Source organism: Nocardia sp. NPDC051463, from assembly GCF_040681975.1.
In the GTDB taxonomy this organism is placed as follows: Bacteria; Actinomycetota; Actinomycetes; order Mycobacteriales; family Mycobacteriaceae; genus Nocardia.
Genome location: NZ_JBFBAB010000009.1, coordinates 55939 through 76538 on the forward strand (window position 1 = coordinate 55939; position 20600 = coordinate 76538).

Below are 20600 nucleotides of genomic sequence, written 5' to 3' on the forward strand. Positions count from 1 at the left end.
TACCGCCGACGATCGGCAATGCCTAAGGCAGGACTGGTTGTCCAGCAGTCGCCCCCGCCTCGCCAGGCAACTCTACGGTGTGCCGAGTCCGGCGTACACCCATCCGGCGGCTCTCCAGGTGGCACGATTGAGACAGTTCCTGCCATCGATGATCGAGCGGCCGCGGACCACCGGATCCAGGTCCCGCGGTCGCAATGCGACGAACTCATCCCATTCGGTGAGAACGAGCACCACATCGGCGCGCTCGCATGCCTCGGCGACGGAGGTCGCGTAGTTCAGGGTGGGGAACACGCGCCGCGAATTCTCCAGTGCCTTGGGGTCATACACCGTGACCACCGCGCCGTGCAGCTGGATCATGCCCGCCACATTCAATGCGGGGGAGTCGCGCACGTCGTCGGATTCGGGTTTGAACGCCGCACCGAGGACCGCCACATTGGCGCCGAGCAGCGAACCGCCGCAGGCCCGCGCGGCCATGTCCACCATCTTGGTGCGGCGGCGCATATTGATGTTGTCGACCTCGCGAAGGAAGGCTAAGGCATGATCGGCGCCGAGCTCACCGGCGCGGGCCATGAACGCGCGAATGTCCTTCGGCAGACAGCCGCCACCGAAACCCAGTCCGGCATTGAGGAATCGGCGGCCGATGCGGGCGTCGTAGCCGAGTGCGTCGGCCAGCATCGTCACGTCGGCGCCGGTCGCCTCGCAGACTTCCGAGACCGCGTTGATGAACGAAATCTTGGTCGCGAGAAAGGCATTCGCCGACACTTTGACCAGCTCGGCGGTGGCCAGATCGGTCAGCAGGAACGGCACGTCGGCCGCGAGCAGATCAGCGTAGATTTCTCGCACCAGGTCCTCGACCCAGTCCGCGGCGTCGCGCCGGTTGTCGACACCGAGCACCAGACGGTCCGGGCGTAGCGTGTCCTTGACCGCGAACCCCTCCCGGAGGAACTCAGGATTCCAAGCCACCTCGACCTCGGCGTCGGTGAGCATGCGGGCCCGCGCACCCAATGCCGCCGCGGTGCCGACCGGCACTGTCGACTTTCCGATGATCACCGAGGGACGTTCCAGCAGCGGCGCGAGCGTATCGACCACGGCGTGAACGTATTTCAGGTCGGCGGCGTACTCGCCCTTCTTCTGTGGTGTCCCGACGCCGAGAAAATGTATGTCCGCGTGCGCCGCCGCTTCCGGGTAGGACGTGGTGAACCGCAGCCTGCCCACATCCAGATTCCGCCGCAGCACCTCCTCCAGGCCCGGCTCATAGAACGGCACGACCCCGTCGGACAGCTTCGCGACCTTGCCGGGGTCGACGTCCACCCCGATCACGTCATGCCCGAGTTCGGCCATGCACGCTGCGTGCGTGGCCCCGAGGTACCCGGTTCCGAAGACTGTGCATCGCATGATCGATTGATAGGCCCCGCCAATGGCCACGCCACGTCACCGAGGCAAGTGTCGCGGCAACAGCAGGTGTACAGGTGGCGACATGAATCCCGAAAACCGCGCTGAACTGCGCACTTCTTCTCCGCGACACCCCAGCTACCATCGACCTGGTGCGCCGCCGTCGAATGCTTTGGCTCCTGTCGAGCCTTGTCGCGGCCGTTGTCGTCCTCACCGCCGCGCTGTGGCCGGTGTACGTCGACCCCCGCACCGATCAGCCGGGAAAAGCCGACGCCATCCTTGTTCTCGGCGGCGCCCATGACGGTCGTGAACGACTGGCGCTACGCCTGGCCCGCGAGGGTTACGCGCCCCGAGTCCTCTTCTCCAACCCCTACGAAACCAGCCCCCTGATCAACCGAATCTGCCACGGCGGCTACAGCTTCGAGGTCATCTGCTTCGATCCCGCCCCCCGCACCACCCGAGGTGAGGGCCGCGAACTGGCTGCGCTCGCCCGCGCCGAGAACTGGCGCCGAGTCATTGTCGTCACCTTCACCCCCCACATCTCGCGAGCTCGCCACATCCTCGAAAAGTGCTGGGACGGTGATCTCCTCTTCGTGGACCCTCGCCCTTATCTATCGCCGGCCCGCTGGGCCTACAACTACGCCTACCAATCCGCCGGCTATCTCAAAGCCGCCTTAGAACCCTGCTGACGCCTGGCGGCTTCACCCACGATGTCGGCGAGCGGTGCACGGCTTCGAGCCTCGAGCGGGTCGTTCGGATCAGAACTGCTGGCGGGTGGCTTCAGTTTGATTCTGGAGTGAGACAGACGTATGTTGTGTCTCGTGGGCCGAGGGGGCTCGCAGTGCGGCAGTGACGCATACCCTCTGGGAGGGCCGATGGAATACGACTGGTCAGCGGCGGATTTGGCTTTTCGCGACGAGGTGCGCGAATTCCTCGACGCGAAGCTGACGCCTGAACTGCGCAAGGCCGGGCGCTTGGCGACGAGCGTCTATCCGGACCACGAGACCAGCATGCAGTGGCAGCGCATCCTGCATGAGCGGGGGTGGGCGGCGCCTGCGTGGCCGGTCGAGCACGGCGGGTGCGACTGGAGCCTGACCCAGCACTACATCTTCAACAGGGAGGCGACGCTGGCCGGTGCGCCTGCGCTGTCCCCGATGGGGATCAGGATGGTGGCGCCCGCGATCGTCGCATTCGGCACGCCGCAGCAGCAGGCGTTCTATCTGCCGCGCATCCTGACCGGCGAAATCTTCTTCTGCCAAGGGTATTCGGAGCCCGAGGCCGGGTCCGACCTGGCCTCGCTCACCATGGCGGCGGTCGAAGACGGCGAAGACTTCCGCTGTACCGGCAGCAAGATCTGGACCACCCATGCGACCGAGGCCAATTGGATCTTCTGCCTCGTGCGCACCTCGCGCGCGGGAAAGAAGCAGCAGGGCATCACCTTCCTGTTGATCGATATGACCACCCCGGGCATCGAGGTGCGGCCGCTGGTGATGACCTCCGGTGAACAGGTGCAGAACCAGGTCTTCTTCGACAATGTCCGAGTACCCAAGAGCAACGTGCTCGGGCAGATCGATGACGGCTGGACCGTGGCCAAGTACCTGCTCGTGCACGAACGCGGTGGCGCGGCGTCGCCGTGGCTACAGGTGATGGCGCAGGATGTGGCCAACGCGGCGGCGAATCAGCCCGGGCCGGACGGAAATCCGCTGATCGACGACGCGGCGTTCGCGGCGAAGCTGGCCGACACGCGGATTCGCACCGACGTGCTCGAGATCTTGGAATACCGAACCCTTTCCGCGATGGCGCAGGGCAAGAACCCTGGCCCCGCCTCGTCCATGCTGAAGGTGCTCGGCACCGAGCTGAGTCAGCGGATCACCGAACTCGCGCTGGAGGCGGCGGGGCCGCGTGGCCGGGTCTATCAGCCGCACGCCACCAAGCCCGGCGGACCGATCGCCGAATTCACCCCGCCCGCCGACGGTTACCGCAGCGGTCAGGACTGGCAGGCCGTCGCACCACTGCGCTACTTCAACGACCGCGCGGGCTCGATCTACGCGGGCAGCAACGAAATTCAGCGAAACATCCTCGCCAAGGCAGCATTGGGGCTCTGATGGACTTCACACTCACCACAGAGCAGGAACTCCTGCGCGACGCGGTCGCCGGATTCCTCGGCGCCCGCTACGAACTGGAGAACAGTCGTAACGCCGCCAAATCGGTGGCGGGTTGGCAGCCTGCCGTCTGGCGCGGCTTCGCCGACGAGCTCGGCATCCTCGGCGCGACACTGCCGGAACGGGTCGACGGTACGGGCGGCGGCCCGATCGAGCTGATGGTGATCACCGAGGAGCTCGGCCGTGCGTTGGTCGTGGAACCGTATGTCGACACGGTTGTTGTCGGCGGCGGTCTGCTGGCGCGCTCCGGTGGCGAGCGGGCCGAGGACGTGTTGCGGCAGATCGTGTCCGGCGCTGCCCGCACCGCCTTCGCCGCGCTGGAGCCGACGTCGGGCCCGACGTTCCACGACGTGTCGACCAGCGCGCGCCGGGCTGGGGACGCATGGGTGCTCGACGGTGCGAAAACCGTCGTGACCAGCGCGCCGCTGGCCACCCACCTACTCATCACCGCCCGCACCTCGGGTGATCGGCGCGACAAAGCCGGTGTGTCGCTGTTCCTTGCGGAATTCGACGCGGACAACCCGCCCGCCGGTGTCGAGGTGCACTCCTACCGGACCATCGATGACAGGGTCGGCGCCGACCTCACCTTCACCGGTTTCCGGCTGCCGGGCGACGCGCTGCTCGGCACCGAGGGCGCGGCCTGGGACGACGTCGAAGCGACCGTGGACGAAGCGACGACGGCCATCGCCTCCGAGGCCGTCGGCTGTCTGCGAAAAGTGCTGGCGGACACGGTCGAATACGCTAAGCAGCGCAGGCAGTTCGGTGTGCCGATCGGCAGCTTCCAAGTACTCCAGCACCGGATGGTCGACATGTATATGGAACTGGAACAGGCTGTCGCCTCGGTGTACCTCGCGGTCCATTCGCTCGGTGCTTCGGCTGCCGACCGCGCGCGGTCGGTGTCGGCGGCGAAGGTCACCATCGGCCGCGCGGCCCGGTTCATCGGTCAGAACGCGGTGCAGCTGCACGGCGCCATGGGCATGACCGAAGAGCTCGCGATCGGCCACTACTTCAAGCGTCTGACCGTGATCGAGCGCGAATTCGGCTCCAGCGAGCAGCATCTCGCTCGCTACGCAGCACTCACGAGGCCGTAACCATGTCCCGCGACGGTGCGGGATCGGTGCGGGAGGAGTCGTCAGCGGCTGCCACGCGACCGCCCGATACCCGGTCGAAGCCGACGCGCGAGGAGGTCATCGACCTCGCGCATCGGTGGTTCCTCGACGGCCGTCGCATCGATATGCAACAGCTGGCCCGCGAGCTCGGCATCGGCCGCGCGACGCTGTACCGCTGGTGGGGCAGTAGGGAAGTGGTGATCGGCGAGGTGGTCTGGCGGATCATCGCCGATGCGATCACCCGGGTCGAAGCGCGTGGGTACGGCGGTCCGCTCGACCGCTTCGTCCGCAATTTCGGCAGGCTCGCCGACACCGTGCGCACCTTCGAACCGCTGTCACGATTTGTCGCCGACGACCCCGAATACGGTCTGCGGGTGCTCACCTCGGGCTACACCGTGGTCCAGAGTCGGATGATCGACTGGGCCGCATCCCGATTGACCGATCTGCCCGACCTCGATCCACGCATCGAGATACGCGATCTCGCCTACGCGATCGTCCGCATCGGCGAAGCTTTCGTCTGGAGCGACATCATCACCGGCGACCCGCCCCGATCGGACAAGGCGACGGCCATGGTCGAACTGCTCGTTACCGCCGCATCCGGCAAGCGCTGATCACCCACCTCGCGACTGCTTGTAGGTCGCTCGAAAGACCAGGAGTCGAAGTGTCCTACAACACCATCATCTACAGCGTCGCCGAGGCCGTCGCGACGATCACGCTCAACCGTCCGCAGGCCCGCAACGGCTTCACCACCGAGATGGCCGATGAGCTTGGCGCGGCCTTCACCGCCGCCGACCGTGACGACGAGGTCCGCGCGGTGGTCTTCGCCGCCGCGGGCACGGACTTCTGTGTGGGTATGGACCTGACCGCGGGCGGCTCGGACGAGGACGTCACCGCGCCGGAATGGGTCGAGTGGTCCACCAGGGTGGTGCGCCCGATGACCAACCTCAATAAACCTGTCATCGTCGCGATGCAGGGTGCGGCAGTCGGTGTCGGCCTTTCGATGACCCTGGCGGCGGATTTCCGACTCGCCGCACAGGACTCACGTTTCGGTTTCGTCTTCGCCCGCCGCGGCCTCTTCCCCGAGGGTGGCTCTCTCTGGTTCCTGCCCCGCATCGTCGGCCTGGCCCGAGCCAAGGAATGGATGCTCACCGGCCGAGTTTTCGGCGCCGAAGAAGCGCTGGCCGCGGGGCTGGTGACCAGCCTGCACGCCCCCGAAGACCTACTCCCGGCAGCCCGATCACTCGCCGCCGAACTCGCCACGCAGGTCGCGCCGGTATCGGTCGCGGCAATCCGCCGCGGACTGGTCGCCATGTCCGGCGACAAAACTCCCGAAGACGTATTCACCCTCGACGCCCGCCTGATCTCCTACGCCTTCTCCAGTGCCGACCTCCGCGAGGGCGTCATGTCCTTTCTCCAGAAGCGCCCACCCCGGTTCACCGGCAAAGTCGAGACCGAACTCCCCGACCTCGACGACTGGTTGTCCTAGGTTCCGGGCTGATCACCTGGTTTCAGGCGATGATGCGGCTGATCAGTAACCGCCGCGATCGTTTGATAGCCGTTGTCCACGTGGAGGACTGTCGCCCCGTGAATCTCGGCCGTTGCGGCGATGATCAAGTCCGGAATCGGTTGACGATGAGCCCGTTGCCCGGCCAGTTCGGCGAGGTAGTCGGCATGAGATCGCGCTGAAATCGGCCGCAGCGACATCGTCGCGAAGAACCCACTCCAACGCAGAAACCGATCGGCCCAGGTCCGTGCGGACTTGGGCCGATCGGCTCGAGTGGTTGCCGTCAGTTCTTGCGGCCCGGTGCCTTCGCTCCGGACTTGAAGCCGAGGCCGCCGGGCTTGGCGGCCGGGGGAGTGGCTTCGGGGGTTGCGTTGCCGTTGGCCGGCTGCTCGGGTTCCGGAGCTGATTCCACCGGTGTCTCGGCGGTCGGTGCCGTCGAGTGGGGCGGTTCGGCGGGTGCGGCTGCGTTGCCCGGTGCCTTGGGGCCGGGGCGCTTGAAGCCGGACTTCATCGCGAGGCCCTTGACCGGTGCCGTCGGCTTGGTTTCGGTGGGTTCCGAAACCGGTTCGGCGGCCACTGTTTCCGGAGCCTCGGCGGGAGCCGGTGCTTGGGCAGGCGCGGGAGCCTTGGCGCCCGGTGCCTTGGCCGCGCCCTTCATGGCGAGGCCAGGAGCCTTGCCGCCGCCCTTCATCGCCAGGCCCTTCACCGGTGCCGCGGGGGCCGCCGGCGCTTCGGCCGCAGGTGCGGCCTCGGCGGCCGGAGCCGATTCCGCCTTGGCGCCGGGCGCTTTCGCCGCGCCCTTCATAGCCAAGCCCTTGCCGCCGGGTGCCTTCGCGGGGCCCTTCATGGCCAAGCCCTTGGCCGGTGCGGCGGGAGCCGCGGTGGCCGGCTCGGCCGGTGCCGCGTCGGATGCCTTGGCGCCGGGTGTCTTGGCCGCGCCCTTCATGGACAGGCCACCGCCCGGTGCCTTCGCGGCGCCCTTCATGCCCAGTCCACCCGGTGCTTTCGCCGGGCCCTTCATCGCCAAGCCGCCACCCGTTGGCGCTGTCTCGGCCGCCACCGGCGTCGCCACGACAGGGGCCGGTTCCGGCTCGGCCTCAGGGGCTTCCTCGACCACGGGAGCCTTCGGTTCCTGCACCACCGTCAGGTTCTCGGTCAACGTGCCCGCGTCGACGCGGTCGATGGCGTCGAGCATGAGCTGCGCGACGTCGACGACCTCGACGCCTTCGCCTTGGCCTTGCTCCTGGCGCGCGGTGACACCGTCGGTGAGCATCACCCGGCAGAACGGGCAACCGGTCGCGATCTTGGCGGGCGAGGTGGACAGCGCTTCGTCGACACGATCGATATTGATGCGCTTGCCGAGCTGTTCCTCCATCCACATGCGGGCGCCACCGGCGCCACAGCACATGGAACGTTCGCCGTGGCGTGGCATTTCGACGAGGGTGGAGCCGGAGGCTTCCATCAGCTCACGCGGTGCGTCGTAGACCTTGTTGTGGCGGCCCAGGTAGCAGGGGTCGTGGTAGGTGACGTTCTGCGACACCGAGGCGACCGGGATCAGCTGCTTGGCCCGCACCAGCCGGTTCAACAGCTGGGTGTGGTGCACGACCTCGTAGTTGCCACCGACCTGGGGGTATTCGTTGTTCAACGCATTGAAGCAGTGCGCGCAGGTGACGACGATCTTCTTGCGGCTCTGTTCCACGCCCTCGAAGACCGAGTTCAACACCTCGATGTTCTGCGCGGCCAACTGCTGGAACAGGAATTCGTTGCCCGCGCGGCGGGCGGAGTCACCGGTGCAGGTTTCCTCCGCGCCGAGCACCATGAACTTCACCCCGGCGGTGGCAAGCAACTCGGCCACGGCCTTGGTGGTCTTCTTCGCGCGGTCCTCGTAGGCGCCTGCGCAACCGACCCAGAACAGGTACTCGTAGCCGTCGAAGCTGTCGGCGTCTTTACCGAAGACCGGGATCTGGAAGTCCATCTCGTTGATCCAGTTGAGCCGGTCCTTGGAGTTCTGGCCCCACGGGTTGCCCTTGTTCTCGAGGTTCTTGAACAATCCGGCCAGCTCGGAGGGGAACTCCGACTCGATCAGCACCTGGTAGCGGCGCATATCGATGATGTGATCGACGTGCTCGATATCGACCGGGCACTGCTCGACGCACGCACCGCAGGTGGTGCACGACCACAGCACCTCCGGATCGATGATGCCGCCCGCTTCGATGTCCCCGACCAGGGGACGCTCGGCCTCGGCCTTCGCCGCCTCCGAGATCTTCGCCAGCGCGGCCTCGTTCGGGTTGCCCTCGCCGTCGACCAGACCGACCTCGTCGCCGCCCATGTCCTTGCGGCCGCCGGCCAGCAGGTAGGGGGCCTTCGCGTAGCCGTGGTCACGCAGCGACATGATCAACAGCTTCGGCGACAGCGGTTTGCCGGTGTTCCAGGCCGGGCATTGGGACTGGCAGCGACCGCACTCGGTGCAGGTGGTGAAGTCCAGCCAGCCCTTCCACGAGAAGTCCTCGATCCGACCGGCGCCGAAGGTGTCGTTGTCCGGATCGGCCGACTCCATGTCGACCGGTTGTCCCTTGGACATCATCGGCTTTGCCGCGCCGAGCGCGACGCCGCCGTCGTCTTCACGCTTGAAGTAGATGTTCGGGAACGCCGAGAACCGGTGCCATGCAACACCCCATGTGGTGTTGCGGCCGACCAGGTACAGGAAGGCCATGCCGGACATCAGCTTCACGAACGCGAACAGCGCGACCATGGTGGCGCTCGCGGGCAGCAGCTCGGCCACCCGCATGGTGAAGAAATCGGTGGCCGGGTTCGAGTGTCCGTAGGCGGCGATCTTGCCCGCCTTCACGAAGATCATGCCCAGACCCTCGAGCAACACGATCGATTCGATCACGTAGGCGGGTGCGAACTTCGAGCCGGTAAAGCGGGCCAGCCGCTCGGGCACCCTGGGGTGATTGAGCTGACGGATGATGATCAACGCCGAGATGCCGACCACGGTGCCGATGCCGAGGATCTCGTCCCACAGGTGGTAGATCGCCCAGCCGCCGATGATCGGCCAGTGGAACTCTGGATCGAAGGTCTGGCCGTATGCCTCGAACCACAGCATGAAGCCGCCGAGGAAGCCGACCATCACCAGCCAGTGCGCCCAGCCGACGGTGCGGAATTTGTTCATACGAGTGTGCGCGATGAACTCCACGAGCATCTGCTTGAAGCGAGGGAAGAACGGTCGCCAACGGTCCGGCGCGCCTTGGCCGATCATGATGGCACGGACGATATTCCGCACGCCGCCGAAGAACGACGCCCAACACAGGAGGCTGAGCGTCGCCCCAATCGTGCCCAGCGTCACTGTCAGGGCATTCATGTCGCGACCTTTCTTTTAGAGGCAACACGAGTGTCGAGGGCGGCCATGCGCCGCCTCGGTTGGCTCGTATCCTAACCGCCAGTAAGTTACCCACCGGTAACAACTAGTGTCCATCGTACGATCGCAAGCTGGTCGGAACCCCCTCACGCTGGGGCTCTGGCCAGTATTTTGACGTGAGGAATGTCACATAAATTCGGGCAATCCTACGGTGTCTACTGCCGACCACCACCGTAAACGTCGACCCATGCGTTCCTGTAGATAAGGACAGGCTTAGTCCTTTGTGTTCCCAGGGCTAGTAATGCATCTCGCATCTTCATGACGGTTCGATTACGCTCACGTCCGTTCTATTGCTGTGCCTGTCTTCCACACCGCTCGGGGAGAACCCAAGGTCAGACCGCATTGGGTTGAATGAGCTCTCGCGTGCTGGAGAAGGCTCGGGAACAACCGTGAATGATGGATTGGAAACTGAATGAATCTCCGCAGAACCACTGCGGCTTCGGCGTTGGTCATCGGTGCGATGACCATCAGCCTCGGCACCGCACACGCTGAGCCTGCACCTGCGGCGCCCCAGCCCCTCAGCTACTCCGTCAAGCTGGTTGACAAGGTCGTTGTAGCAACCCTCAAGGGTGGAACCTTCTCGCTGACCGAGGAGCCCGGCGCGACTGTCGACGACCCGAAGTCCACGGTTGCCAACGTGCGTGACGTCAAGGGCAACACCCTCGTCTCGTTCCCGCTGAACGTGGACGTCGACGGCAAGCTCGTGCCGGTCAAAGCGGAAATGAAGAACGACGACACCGTGCTCGAGGTCACTCCGGAAAAGCCCGCGGATCTCGCGGTGTCGACCAAGCCGGTCGTCGCGAAGCCGGTGGTCGCCAAGGAAGTCGCGTCGCCGATCGAAAACCAGCGCGCGCAGAACGAATTCGCCAGCAACTTCGGCATCGCGACCGCGGTCGGTGGGTTCATCGGTACCGCGATCGGCGCGATCGCCGGCTGCATCATCTCTATCCCGGTCGGCTGCCTTCCTGGTCTGTTGACCGGTGCCGGCATCGGCGGCATTCTGGGCACCATCGCCGTCGGTGGTCCGACGCTGGTTGCGGCGGGATTGGAACTGCTCAACACCATTCAGGCGCCGGACGGCACCACGAAGTGGGCCGAGAAGCCGGTGGCGGCACCCGCTGCGGCGCCCGCGTCGGATCAGCAGCCGAAATAGTTCGTACCAGACTCGACCGGCCTGCTCTCCTCTGGAGGGCGGGCCGGTTTTGTGTTCTCAGGCCTGACGCTCCCGCAAATCCAAACTCCCGCTGAACGATTCCTCGCTCGTATCGCGCCCGAATCGTCCGAATGAACGCTCGGCCATCTCGAACGTCCCGTCTTCGCGCACCAGCAGCACCGTGCTCGCCCGGGTGCCGTGCAGCAGATGCGCGACGAATCTGGCGGATACCGCCCGCTCCAGCGACAGCGGAATGCCGGTGTGCGGCAATTGATCGTCCGGCGCCTCGGCGCGGTCGGCGAGGACATCGAAGTATCGGTCGATATCACCGGGATCGGTCTCGACGACGGCGCGCAGACCGAGGACGCCGTCGCGCATTTTGGGCCAGATGGGTTGCGGCGCTTCCAATGCCGTTGCGGGTCCCGGCGCCGCCGAGGCCAGGAAGGTGCCGTTGGACAGACCGTGAAAGCCCGGCATCAGCTCGCGCGGCGGGGTCGCACTGCGGTTGGAATGCCACCAGAGCGATTCGAGGTCCGAGACCACCAAGTTGTACCCGTTGTAGTCATCTGGTGCCGCAGCGACGTCGAGAACGTACTTTTCGGGGCCGGGGAATCTGCCGCTGGGATGGCGGTCGTCGGCGCCGCGCAGAAAATCCATCAGCAGCGCGCCACGCGAACGGGCGTCGGCCCGTTCGCCGTTCGGGTTGCGGACGTTGGTCACGGTGGCGAAGCGATTGCGTCCCTGCGCCTCTCGCGTCAGGCCGAGCCAGGTGCCCGGCGGGTCACCCGCCGCCTTGCCGGTGGCCCCGAGATCGCGTCCGGCCAGCAGGCCGTGCACCTCCGGCCACCACCGCATCGATTCGGTCGGCCTGGTGTAGAACTCGTCGCGGTTGGCCGCGACGATCAACCGGTACTCCGGATGTGCACGCCAGCCGAGCAAAACCAAACACATGTAGTCCAGGATGCCGGAACCTACCGGGCGCTGACAGCGCATTCATCCTCGGATGGCCGATAGAACAGCGCAGTGACAGCAAAAAGGCCGACAGCGACTCGCTGCCGGCCTTTGCGTGACCCGAGGATCAGTTGGTGCGAATCCGCAGACCCGGGTTGTCCGAGAGGACCACGCTGACCGGCTGCGCGAACAGCTGCGGCACATTGCCGGTGAGGGCACCGATCAGGTTGGGGATCTCGCAGATCGGGAAGTCGGCCACCGAGGACGCGCTGGAGATGCCCAGCGCCATCCGGCCGGTCACGATCGGGCCGCCGCTGTCGCCTGGCAGCGCGCAGATGTTGGCCGAGAAGCTCTGAGTGAGCTCACGATCGCCGACCTGCACGGTCTGGTCGACGGCATTGACGACACCGCAGCTGAAGCCGGTACGCGAACCGGACTTGCAGACCGGCGCACCGACGACCGGCGTGGCGATACCGTCGACGAGCACCGGCCCCCGGCCGGGCACCCGCACGCCGTTGTTCTCGAAGCGGCCCTTGGCCTGGTCGTTGATCCGAACGATCGAGTAGTCCTGCGCGCCGAGTACCGACTTCTGGAACGTGCCGAGTTGCGCGCCCGCGCGATCGCCGTGCAGCTCGAAAACGCCCGCCGCATTACCACTGCCCGCCGAGGCGATGTCGGGGTTGCAGTGGCCCGCAGTGATGTTCACGGTGTTGCCGGACCGGTCGGTGCCGTTGAAGCCGAACGAGCAACGCAGCGACGTGTCCCCGCCGATCGAGGCGAAGCCGTCGCCGCCGGACAGCGCGCCACGGGCCTCACCGGCGATCTCGCCGGCCCGCGGCAGGTTCGCGGGCTCGCTCGCCACCGGCGGAGCCATCACGATGACCCGCGCCGGATCGATGAAACTCGGCATCGGCAGACCAGGCTGGTCGACCCGCACCGCGATGCTGTTGTTGACGGTGTCGATCACCGCGCCGCGCACCAGCGCGGACACCGCCTCGGGCTGCCCGTCGAGCCACCGCTCGAACGCGGTCTTCTCACCGCGCAGCGCAGCCTCGCTCTTGGCGACGTTGCGAACTTCGAATCCGGCCGAATCGGCGGCCTTGCGTGCGTCGTCGATGCCGGATCCCTGCGCGAGCGCCACCACGACACGGCCCGCGTCGTTGAGCCACGAACCGGCGAAAACCTGGGGGTACTGACGCTGTGCGGTCGTGGCGAAGGCCGCGGCCTGCTGGGCCAGGTCGGCGCGGTGCAGGTACTCCTCCGGCGAGATCTTCAGATCGCGTGCCACGGCCGCTGCCAGCTCGGGCGAAAGTCCCGCATTCGGGTCGGGTTGTGCCGTCGCTACTGCTGCTGTGGGACCGAACAGCAGAATCGCCGCCGAGGCGGCGATTACTGATTTTCGGACCCGGGTCTGTCGCGCAGCTGATCGGAGCTGACCTATACGTGGCAGGAGCATTCCCAGACTATATGGGCTCCGGCCCGGGCCTGCCTACTTATCACGGAGTGACGATTCGGTCGACGTGGACGTAACCGATGACACGTCCCGGGTGAGCGGGCTCTGACAGGCCTGGTCGCGCTATCGGACGAAGTCCGCCGACAGCCGAGCCGGGCCGACGTGAAGGCGACGCGGCCGTAGCCGCGCTGGGCCGATGTGAAGGTGACGTAGCTGTGCTGGGCCGAGCGAAGGCGACATAGCCGTAGCCGTTGCTGGGCCCAGCGCAGCGAGGCAGCCGCTTATCCGGCAGCCTGCTTGGTACGCAACTCCACACCGCTGCCGAGTCCGCCGCCCGAGGATTCGTCGATGTCGGCGAGGATCGCACGGATCGGAATGCCGAGCGAGGCGGTGCCGCCGTACTGGGCCAGACCGACGTTCGCGTCGTTGCAATTCGGTGCATCGGCGGCGTTGGAGCCGCTGGTGATGCCGAGCGCGAGGGTGCCGGTGAAGATCGCGCCTCCGCTGTCGCCGCCGAGGGTGCACGCCGAGCTGGCGAAGCCGCGCACGGTCTTGCTCACCCCTTCTGCGGTGAACAGCTGGGTCTCGACGCGATCTGCCACCACGAACCCACAGGTGAAGGTGGAGGACTGCCCCGACTTGCACACCGGCGCACCCGTTACCGGGTCGGCGGTGCCGGTGATGGTCAGTGTGGTGCCGTTGGAGCCGCGCACCGAAGGCTGATCCATGCCGGCCTTGACCGCGCGCTCGTTCAGCTTGATGACCGAATAGTCCAATGCGGTCGGCCCGCCGAGCTTCGCCCGCACGAAGGTGCCGACCTCGGGGCTGTTCGGAATGTCCTTGACGTTGGGCAGGTAGACGCCTGCCTGTTGGTCGCCCTTGCCGAGGTTCGGATCGCAGTGGCCTGCGCTGATGTTGAGCGCAGTGCCCGCGGCGTCCACGCCGTTGAAGCCGAACGAGCACACATCGACGCTGCGTAGCTCGGCATTGTGCAGCGAGGTGGGGGCGCTGATGTAGGTGTCGCCGCCCATCGGGCGGCGCTCGATCGGGCCGCCGCTGCCCGGCGACAGAATGACCTTCACGTTGGCGATGAGCGTCGGCAGGTTCAGCACATGGCCGGCCGGGGTGTTCGCGACGGTGAGGACGAGCTGGCTGTTGAGGAAGTCGACGGCGACGGAGTTGATCGTGCTGGACAGCTCACGCGGCAGCGTGTTGATCCACTGATTCAGCTGCATCAGGGAGTTTTCCAGTGCGTTCGCCGAGACCGGAGCGAGGCGGGTCTGGTAACCGGCGGCCGAGGCGATCTTGGCGGCATCCAGCGAGGTGACCGCGACGAACGGCTTGCCGTCGGTGCCGATCCACGCGCCTGCGTAGGAATCGGGACGTTCGGACCGGAAGTCACGCGCGTATTCGCTGAGCTGCTGAGCGCGGGCGGACCGTTCCAGATACTCCGCGGGTGTCATCTTCAGATCACGCGAAATAGCCTGCACCAATTCGGCGGGCAGATTTTCCGCGGGCAGCTGCGTCGGGGTGGCCGATGCGGTGGTGACGCCGAGGAATGGAGCGAGGAAAACGGTCGCGGCGCATCCGACTGCTGCTGCCTTGACCGCGGCGCTGCGCGCCACCAACTTGCGCATGAAGTCCCTTCGTCGGCACGGGGTGTGCCAGCTACATCCGTGGGCCACAGGCTGAATCCGTTGGCGCACAGTCCTCGTCCAGCAACAGACCGGTGGTCGGAAAATTTTCCGGCAACACCGGTCAGCGGATCACTTTAGGGCACAAACCGGGGTTGGGCTCTACTAAATCAGCGAGGACGTGTGATCTCCGTGGTGGGCCGTCGCCACGGCGTGGGCACCATGTAACGGAAGGGGTTGGTGGTTCGAGTCGGCCGGGCGGTGGTTGTCCGCTGCGCGGTCGTCGTTGGCTCGGTGGTGGTTTCCGGTGGTTCGGTGGTCGTGGGGACCGGCGGCTCGGTCGTTTCCGACTCGACCGTGCGGGTGATGACCACCGGTTCCGTGGTCGGCGGGGGTGTTGTGACGGGCACGGTGGGGAGCTCGACCGGTGGCGCCGGTGGCGTCGGGGTCACACTCACCGGGTCGGACTTGGCGTCGCGCACTGTCGGCACCGGGGTCTTTCCGGTATCGCGGAACAGCACCGATACGCCGAAACCACCGAGCACCAACCCGATCGCTACCGCCGCCGCGATCAGCAGCGGAGTGGTGCGGCCGGGCTCTGCGGTGGTCTTCGGAGCGGTGGTCTTCGGCGCGGCCGGCGACTGCGGCACCGCTTGGGTCGGTAGTTGCGCGAGGATCGGGTCGGCGATCGGCAACGCCGCCGAGTAGGCCTGCATTTGTTGCGACCCGGGGGCGGGCACCGCGGGAATCACGTCGGTGACCACGGTCGAGTTCTCGGCGTCGCTCGGATCGGGCGGGGTGCTGCCCGCCGGTGTCGCCAGCACCGAGGCCAGCGCCGCGCGGGCGGCGTCGTAGGCCAACGCCGCCTCCGGGTCGCCGATATCGGTGCCGGGCAAGTCGCCTTCGCTGACCAGCACCACCGAGCGCAGGCCGAGATAGTCGAGCGAATCGCGCAAGGCCTGGACGTAGAGCGGCGGCCATTCGGCGGGATGGGTCGCATAGAACTCGGCCGGGCCGTTCAAATATTCGGCCGCCATATTGATCAGGCAGAACAGTGCTGTCGCAACCAGGTCCTCGGCACGGTAGGCCTCGCCATCGTCGACCGGGATACCGGCCGGATCGCCGACCCGGGAAACGAACTCGGTGATGGAATGCGAGTGATCGGCCGGCGCCGGTCCGCCCAGGACGGTGTCGCCGTCGTCGGACATGTACAGGATCGACTCGCGGATGATGAATTGCGGTTCACCGGCGTCGGTAACAATCGCCGCGGTGCAATTGTTCTCGGCGATGCGCAGGCCGACGCCTGTGGCCATCCTCGTTACCTCGCTTCGGATCAGTCCGCGACCCGTCACACCAGCAGCGAGCCGTGTCCCATGGCGCGGAGCATAGACAAAAGCTCCGAACGGGACCTGGCACCGATACGGCGCCGGATGCGGGCGACGTGATGCTCTACCGTCTTCGCGGAAATGTACAGGCGTGCGCCGATCTCCCGATAGGTCAAACCTAGCAGTACGAGTTCGGCGACTTCCCGTTCGCGTTCGCTGAGGATCGCCGTCGCTGCCGGTGCGGACGCGGCGAGCTCCCGACCATTCGGCGCCGCGCCGGGCGCCGGCGGACCGACCGCGGGCTCCTGCGGACGCGCATCGGAGCGAACCGCGCGAGCCAGCTTGAGCAGTGCGGTCGCGGTCGTGGAGTCGCCCGCGGCGAGCGCGGCCTCGCTGGCGAGCCGGGCGGCGTCCCAGGTCAGCCCGATCTCGCTGAGCCCGGCGACGGCCACCCGCACCTGCGTGACCGCGACCTGCCCGCGCAGCGTGAGCACCCAGGTGCGGCCCGCGTCGACGAGCACGGCGGCATACCGGTCGCCCGCCTCGGCCGCGGTCTTGAGCAGCCGAGCGTGCGGCAGCAGCTCTGCGGGACTCTCGTGTGCGATCGCGGCCTGCACGCCGTACCAGTGGAAGGAATTCGCCCAGGCCGGCGGTTGATCCAGGCGTCGGAGCAGGGCGAACGAGGCTTCCACCAGCGGCGCGATCCGGCGCTCGTCGCGCAGCCGGATCGCGGCGAGCCACAGCTCGCCGATCGGCAGCATGGTGAGCAGGTCGGCCTCCACGTCGTCGAACAGCGGATAGGCAGCCCGCCAAGCCGTGGCGAGTGCGGCGTGATCGCCGCTGCGCCGTGCCAGGCCGACGGCGACGCCGTGGGCGAGCAGTTGGTCGCGGATATCGAGCGAACCCGGTTGCAACGCCGCGACGGTCGCCGCGGCCGTCTGCTCGTCGCCGCCGAGCATCGCGGCCCACGCCTGCAGCACCTGGAGTTGGTGACAGCGCAGGCCGCTTGCGGTGGCCCTGCGCACGGCATCCTCCGCGCGGCCGGGTTCACCGGTGCCCAGGCACAGCAGAGTCGCGATGGACACCGCGGTGCACGGCAGGAACCTGTCGACTCCCGAATCGGCCTGCGCCGCGTGGACGACCGCGGAAACCGCTGCGGCGGTACCGTTTTCGTGATCGACAATGGTCTGTGCGAGTGCTGTGGCGATCAGCCGAGCGTGTGCGTTGGCCTCGGTCGGTGGCCACTGCGTCGCCGAATGCGACATCTCCGCGGCGCCACGTACATCGCCCGCGAGGTATAGAACGGTCGCGCCGACCGCCCAATCCGCGCCGATGCGGTGAGATCCGAGCCAGGAGTACAACTGCGCCGCCCGCCCGACCAGACCGCGTCGTGTCAGCACCGCCGCGCAAATCCGCACGGCCGCGGCGAGTTCTGGTGCGCTGACACCCGAACGGACCAGCACCGGTTCGGCAAGACGCATCGCTGTGTCGCTGTCGCCGATACAGGCTGCCGCCTCGGCCCAGCGCAGCGCGATGATGTCCGGGTCGGCGCCTGCCGCGGCGGCCGCGGCGTAGTAGCGCACCGCGTCGCGACCCGCCTTTGCCGCAGCGGCACACAGGAATTCGGCAAGTTGCTGGTCGCGCACGCCGGATTCGGCCAGTTGCAGCGCGGTGTGGTCGCGCATGAGGCCCGCGTCCAATCGCGCGGTCAGCAGCCTGCGCTGGACCGCGACGAACCGCCGGTCGCCGAGCACCGTGCGCAGGGGTGCGATGGCGGGGCCGAGCAGCAGATCGGCATCGGTCACCAGGGCGCTTGCCCGGGCTCTATCGATGAGATCCTGCGCGGCGGCCGTGTCGATGCCGAGCACCTCGGCCAGCTCGGTCGCATCGAGGCCGGTGCCGGTGGTCGCCACGACCATGGTCTCGAGCAGGTCGGGCGCCACGTTGTCCAACATGGCGCGTGCCCAGCCCGCGACCGCGTCGTCGACGGCGCCGACACCCGCGTCGAGCCGTGCCGAACAGGCCGCGGTGAGTGCCGCGACCACGCCACTGCGATTGCCGGCGGTCTGCAGGTGGATGTGCTGCGCCACCGGGCGCGGTACCGCCATGCCGAGCTCGCGGGCGAACGGCGCGATATCGCTTACGCCGAGGGCACGCAGGTCGACCACCCGGCCGCGGCGCGCCACCGTGTCGGCGAGCTTGCGCAGGGACGGGTCGTGTGGGCGGGGCTGGGCGGCGATCACCATCGTGTAGCGGCCGGATGCGACTGTCGCGCAGAGGTTTTCGAGCTCGGCGTGGCTCAAGGTCTCGGCGTTGTCGATGATCAGGGCCGGCCGCGCCCGTGTGGTTTCGGCGCGAGCCTGCCTGGCGTCGGCGGCGGGCAGGATACGGGATGCGCGGCCCCCATTGCCTGCCTCGGCACCGACCGCGCTACGCGCACCGACCATCGAATGGACGGTGTGGCCGGGTCCGACCTCGAGCGCGGTGGGCAGCGCGGGATGGTCCTGCAGTGCGATCCCACGAGCCTGCAGGCGGGTGCGGATGACCGAAAGCAACATCGATTTACCGGTGCCCGAGCGGCCTCGGATGAGGTACACGACGGGGCGCTGATCGGCGGCATCCAGTTCGCGGAAGATCTCGCGGGCGCACGGGAGGGTATCGAACGCGATATCAGCCACCGGAGCCTCCGACGATCTGGCCGGGCGCGCGCAGAATGCCGCCGACGCCGTCGACGACTCCGTCGACACCATCGACGACTCCGTCGACGGTGTTGTTCAGTGCGTCGGCAGGCGATGGACTATGCGGCTTCGGCGCGGGCGCGGGGGCGGGCGCCGGAGCGGGCGCCGGAGCGGGTGACTGCGGGGCTGGTTGGGATGCCCCGGGCGTTGCGGGCGGCGGGCTGGCCGGTGCGGGCTGACCGGTCGCTTGTTGACTCGCCACGGCCTGGTCGGGAACGGGCCCACTGTTCACCACGGCCACCGATGCCGCGTCCGGCGGTGCGGAGCCGGGTTGTCCTGCTTCGGGTTTCGAGTCGATACCGGCCGGGTCCGCCACCGATGCGACTGCGGCGGGAGCCGGTGGGTTGCCGGTTCCCGCGCCGGTGGTTGCCGCCGCGTCCGACGTGCCTGCGGTGGTCTGTTCGGTGGATACGGGACGGCTCGGCTCCGGTTGGGCCCCGGTGCCGATCGCGACGGTGCCGGTGGCCAGCAGCCCGATAACGACCGCCACCCCCGCGACGACGGCGGCCCGCTGCCTGCCGGTCAGGTTGCGAATACGTGAGCCGGGCAGCGCGGCCGCCTTCGGCGGCGATTTGTCCTGCCACGACACCGTCGGTAGCTCTTCGGTTTTCGCCGGGGCATTCGCCACGACCGCTACCGCGGCGACGAGCGGCTCGCGATCTACTGTGGCGGCCAGCAGATCCGTGGCCAGCACGGCGGCGCCGCGAGCGCTGGTGTGTGCCGGCTGCGCCGCGGCCACAACCGGGAGGCCGAACTCGGTCGAGATCAGTTCGGCAACCAGTGGAATCGCGCCGCCGCCACCGGTGAGCAGCACCCGGCCGATATCGCCGATGTCGAGTCCGGCGCGTTGCACCGCATCCCGGACCAGTTCGATCGAGCTCAGCAGCGGTCCGCGCAGCAGATCCTCCAGCTCGCCGCGGACCAGCCGGATGTTGTCGGTGCGCCGATCGACGGGATCCAAGCGCACCGGAACCACGGTCGCGGTATTTATGGAAAGCTCTTCTTTCGCATTTCTGCACCGGTCACGCAATGCCGACAATTCACGCTCGACGACCGGGTCGAACGGATCGAATTCATTTCCGCGAAGTGCGTTAGCCAGGACGTAGCGCATGGTCAGCAGATCGAATTCGGCGCCGGCCACATCGGTGGTACGCAGTGGTGTGCCTAGCAGGGCCGCCTGTTCGCCGGTGCGGACCACCGAGACGGTCAACCCGGTGGCGCCGAGGTCGTAGACGACCACCGTGCCGTCGCCGAGCGGGCCGTGGGTGGCTTCGAGCCAGCGCACCGCCGCTGTGGGTTCCGGAACAAGGGTCACCTCACGCAGGCCCGCCTTATCCAGCGCGGCGCGTTGCATATCGACGGTGTGCCGCGACCACCACGCCGGATGGCACGCGATCGTGGCCGAGCCGTCTTGCGTTGCCTCGGTATCGATTTCGTCGATCAGGCAACCGACGGCCGTGGCCATCAGGTCCGCCGCGCCGTAGCTGGTGCCGTCCTCGGCCAGGATGCCGACTGGATCGCCGACCCGGTCGAGGAAGCCCTCGAGCACCACGTCGCTGGAATGCCTGCCGGTGGCGCGGGCGTCCGTGCCGAAGGCGGGCGTGGTGTCCGCGCCCAGGCGCAGGACGCTCGGGCGGGTCAAAACAGCGCCGCTACCTGCGGGTCCGTCAACCCCATCACTGATATCCCCGGTCGCCGCGACGGCGACCGAATTCGACGCTCCGACTGTGATGCCGAGCGCCAGACGCTCTGTCATTCGAG

At 67.4% G+C, this 20600-nt stretch carries 15 protein-coding genes; 6 read left to right on the forward strand and 9 right to left on the reverse strand.

Annotated elements, in window-relative coordinates:
* Nucleotides 1-72 precede the first annotated feature (72 nt).
* On the reverse strand, nucleotides 73-1395 hold the full coding sequence (locus AB0M74_RS14840; protein WP_364906704.1) for a UDP-glucose/GDP-mannose dehydrogenase family protein: 1323 nt from the start codon (nucleotides 1393-1395) through the stop codon (nucleotides 73-75).
* A gap of 164 nt (nucleotides 1396-1559) precedes the next feature.
* On the opposite strand from AB0M74_RS14840, the gene AB0M74_RS14845 reads away from it, so the two are divergent.
* The 5 genes from AB0M74_RS14845 (at nucleotide 1560) to AB0M74_RS14865 (ending at nucleotide 6149) form a co-directional block, all read left to right on the forward strand.
* Nucleotides 1560-2081 (forward strand): YdcF family protein, encoded by a 522-nt coding sequence (locus AB0M74_RS14845; RefSeq protein ID WP_364906707.1) that lies wholly within the window; start codon nucleotides 1560-1562, stop codon nucleotides 2079-2081.
* A 186-nt stretch (nucleotides 2082-2267) separates the two neighbouring features.
* Nucleotides 2268-3497 carry an acyl-CoA dehydrogenase family protein gene (locus tag AB0M74_RS14850; RefSeq protein ID WP_364906709.1) on the forward strand — a complete coding sequence of 410 codons (1230 nt, stop codon included), beginning with the start codon at nucleotides 2268-2270 and terminating at the stop codon, nucleotides 3495-3497.
* Nucleotides 3497-4645: an acyl-CoA dehydrogenase family protein gene (locus AB0M74_RS14855; RefSeq protein ID WP_364906712.1), complete on the forward strand. Its 1149-nt coding sequence runs from the start codon at nucleotides 3497-3499 to the stop codon at nucleotides 4643-4645. Before AB0M74_RS14850 ends, AB0M74_RS14855 begins: the two co-directional genes overlap by 1 nt.
* Before the next feature lie 2 nt (nucleotides 4646-4647).
* Entirely contained in the window at nucleotides 4648-5274 is a 627-nt protein-coding gene (locus AB0M74_RS14860) for a QsdR family transcriptional regulator (RefSeq protein WP_364906715.1), read from the forward strand.
* A 50-nt stretch (nucleotides 5275-5324) separates the two neighbouring features.
* Nucleotides 5325-6149, forward strand: a complete 825-nt coding sequence (locus AB0M74_RS14865; protein WP_364906717.1) for an enoyl-CoA hydratase-related protein — start codon at nucleotides 5325-5327, stop codon at nucleotides 6147-6149.
* Here AB0M74_RS14865 and AB0M74_RS14870 read toward each other — a convergent pair.
* Together AB0M74_RS14870 and AB0M74_RS14875 are read right to left on the reverse strand one after the other, a co-directional pair.
* Nucleotides 6146-6367: a hypothetical protein gene (locus tag AB0M74_RS14870; protein ID WP_364906719.1), complete on the reverse strand. Its 222-nt coding sequence runs from the start codon at nucleotides 6365-6367 to the stop codon at nucleotides 6146-6148. The genes AB0M74_RS14865 and AB0M74_RS14870 overlap by 4 nt on opposite strands.
* Before the next feature lie 83 nt (nucleotides 6368-6450).
* Complete coding sequence (locus AB0M74_RS14875) at nucleotides 6451-9528, reverse strand: heterodisulfide reductase-related iron-sulfur binding cluster (RefSeq protein ID WP_364906722.1); 3078 nt, start codon at nucleotides 9526-9528, stop codon at nucleotides 6451-6453.
* A gap of 469 nt (nucleotides 9529-9997) precedes the next feature.
* Between AB0M74_RS14875 and AB0M74_RS14880 the strand changes: the two genes are divergently transcribed.
* On the forward strand, nucleotides 9998-10738 hold the full coding sequence (locus AB0M74_RS14880; RefSeq protein WP_364906724.1) for a hypothetical protein: 741 nt from the start codon (nucleotides 9998-10000) through the stop codon (nucleotides 10736-10738).
* Nucleotides 10739-10795: 57 nt separating this feature from the next.
* Here the strand turns inward: AB0M74_RS14880 and AB0M74_RS14885 are convergent, their stop codons facing one another.
* The 6 genes from AB0M74_RS14885 to AB0M74_RS14910 all read right to left on the reverse strand — a co-directional run bounded on the left by AB0M74_RS14885 (nucleotide 10796) and on the right by AB0M74_RS14910 (nucleotide 20595).
* Nucleotides 10796-11689, reverse strand: a complete 894-nt coding sequence (locus tag AB0M74_RS14885; RefSeq protein WP_364906727.1) for an NRDE family protein — start codon at nucleotides 11687-11689, stop codon at nucleotides 10796-10798.
* Nucleotides 11690-11816: 127 nt separating this feature from the next.
* A complete protein-coding gene (locus tag AB0M74_RS14890; protein ID WP_364906729.1) occupies nucleotides 11817-13145 on the reverse strand; it encodes a S1 family peptidase in 1329 nt (442 codons plus the stop codon).
* Nucleotides 13146-13423: 278 nt separating this feature from the next.
* A complete protein-coding gene (locus tag AB0M74_RS14895) occupies nucleotides 13424-14779 on the reverse strand; it encodes a S1 family peptidase (protein ID WP_364906731.1) in 1356 nt (451 codons plus the stop codon).
* Nucleotides 14780-14946: 167 nt separating this feature from the next.
* Entirely contained in the window at nucleotides 14947-16089 is a 1143-nt protein-coding gene (locus AB0M74_RS14900) for a hypothetical protein (RefSeq protein WP_364906733.1), read from the reverse strand.
* 35 nt (nucleotides 16090-16124) lie between these two features.
* Nucleotides 16125-18779, reverse strand: coding sequence for a LuxR C-terminal-related transcriptional regulator (locus AB0M74_RS14905; RefSeq protein WP_364906735.1), 2655 nt, complete (start codon nucleotides 18777-18779; stop codon nucleotides 16125-16127).
* Nucleotides 18772-20595 carry an Hsp70 family protein gene (locus AB0M74_RS14910; RefSeq protein WP_364906737.1) on the reverse strand — a complete coding sequence of 608 codons (1824 nt, stop codon included), beginning with the start codon at nucleotides 20593-20595 and terminating at the stop codon, nucleotides 18772-18774. Before AB0M74_RS14910 ends, AB0M74_RS14905 begins: the two co-directional genes overlap by 8 nt.
* Nucleotides 20596-20600: the final 5 nt, after the last annotated feature.

What these genes read in the sequence shown, in the direction of transcription:
- AB0M74_RS14840 (WP_364906704.1), bottom strand. Translation starts at nt 1,395, where the DNA reads ATGCGATGCACAGTCTTCGGAACCGGGTACCTCGGGGCCACGCACGCA.
- AB0M74_RS14845 (WP_364906707.1), top strand. Translation starts at nt 1,560, where the DNA reads ATGCTTTGGCTCCTGTCGAGCCTTGTCGCGGCCGTTGTCGTCCTCACC.
- AB0M74_RS14850 (WP_364906709.1), top strand. Translation starts at nt 2,268, where the DNA reads ATGGAATACGACTGGTCAGCGGCGGATTTGGCTTTTCGCGACGAGGTG.
- AB0M74_RS14855 (WP_364906712.1), top strand. Translation starts at nt 3,497, where the DNA reads ATGGACTTCACACTCACCACAGAGCAGGAACTCCTGCGCGACGCGGTC.
- AB0M74_RS14860 (WP_364906715.1), top strand. Translation starts at nt 4,648, where the DNA reads ATGTCCCGCGACGGTGCGGGATCGGTGCGGGAGGAGTCGTCAGCGGCT.
- AB0M74_RS14870 (WP_364906719.1), bottom strand. Translation starts at nt 6,367, where the DNA reads ATGTCGCTGCGGCCGATTTCAGCGCGATCTCATGCCGACTACCTCGCC.
- AB0M74_RS14875 (WP_364906722.1), bottom strand. Translation starts at nt 9,528, where the DNA reads ATGAATGCCCTGACAGTGACGCTGGGCACGATTGGGGCGACGCTCAGC.
- AB0M74_RS14880 (WP_364906724.1), top strand. Translation starts at nt 9,998, where the DNA reads ATGAATCTCCGCAGAACCACTGCGGCTTCGGCGTTGGTCATCGGTGCG.
- AB0M74_RS14885 (WP_364906727.1), bottom strand. Translation starts at nt 11,689, where the DNA reads ATGTGTTTGGTTTTGCTCGGCTGGCGTGCACATCCGGAGTACCGGTTG.
- AB0M74_RS14890 (WP_364906729.1), bottom strand. Translation starts at nt 13,145, where the DNA reads ATGCTCCTGCCACGTATAGGTCAGCTCCGATCAGCTGCGCGACAGACC.
- AB0M74_RS14895 (WP_364906731.1), bottom strand. Translation starts at nt 14,779, where the DNA reads ATGCGCAAGTTGGTGGCGCGCAGCGCCGCGGTCAAGGCAGCAGCAGTC.
- AB0M74_RS14900 (WP_364906733.1), bottom strand. Translation starts at nt 16,089, where the DNA reads ATGGCCACAGGCGTCGGCCTGCGCATCGCCGAGAACAATTGCACCGCG.
- AB0M74_RS14910 (WP_364906737.1), bottom strand. Translation starts at nt 20,595, where the DNA reads ATGACAGAGCGTCTGGCGCTCGGCATCACAGTCGGAGCGTCGAATTCG.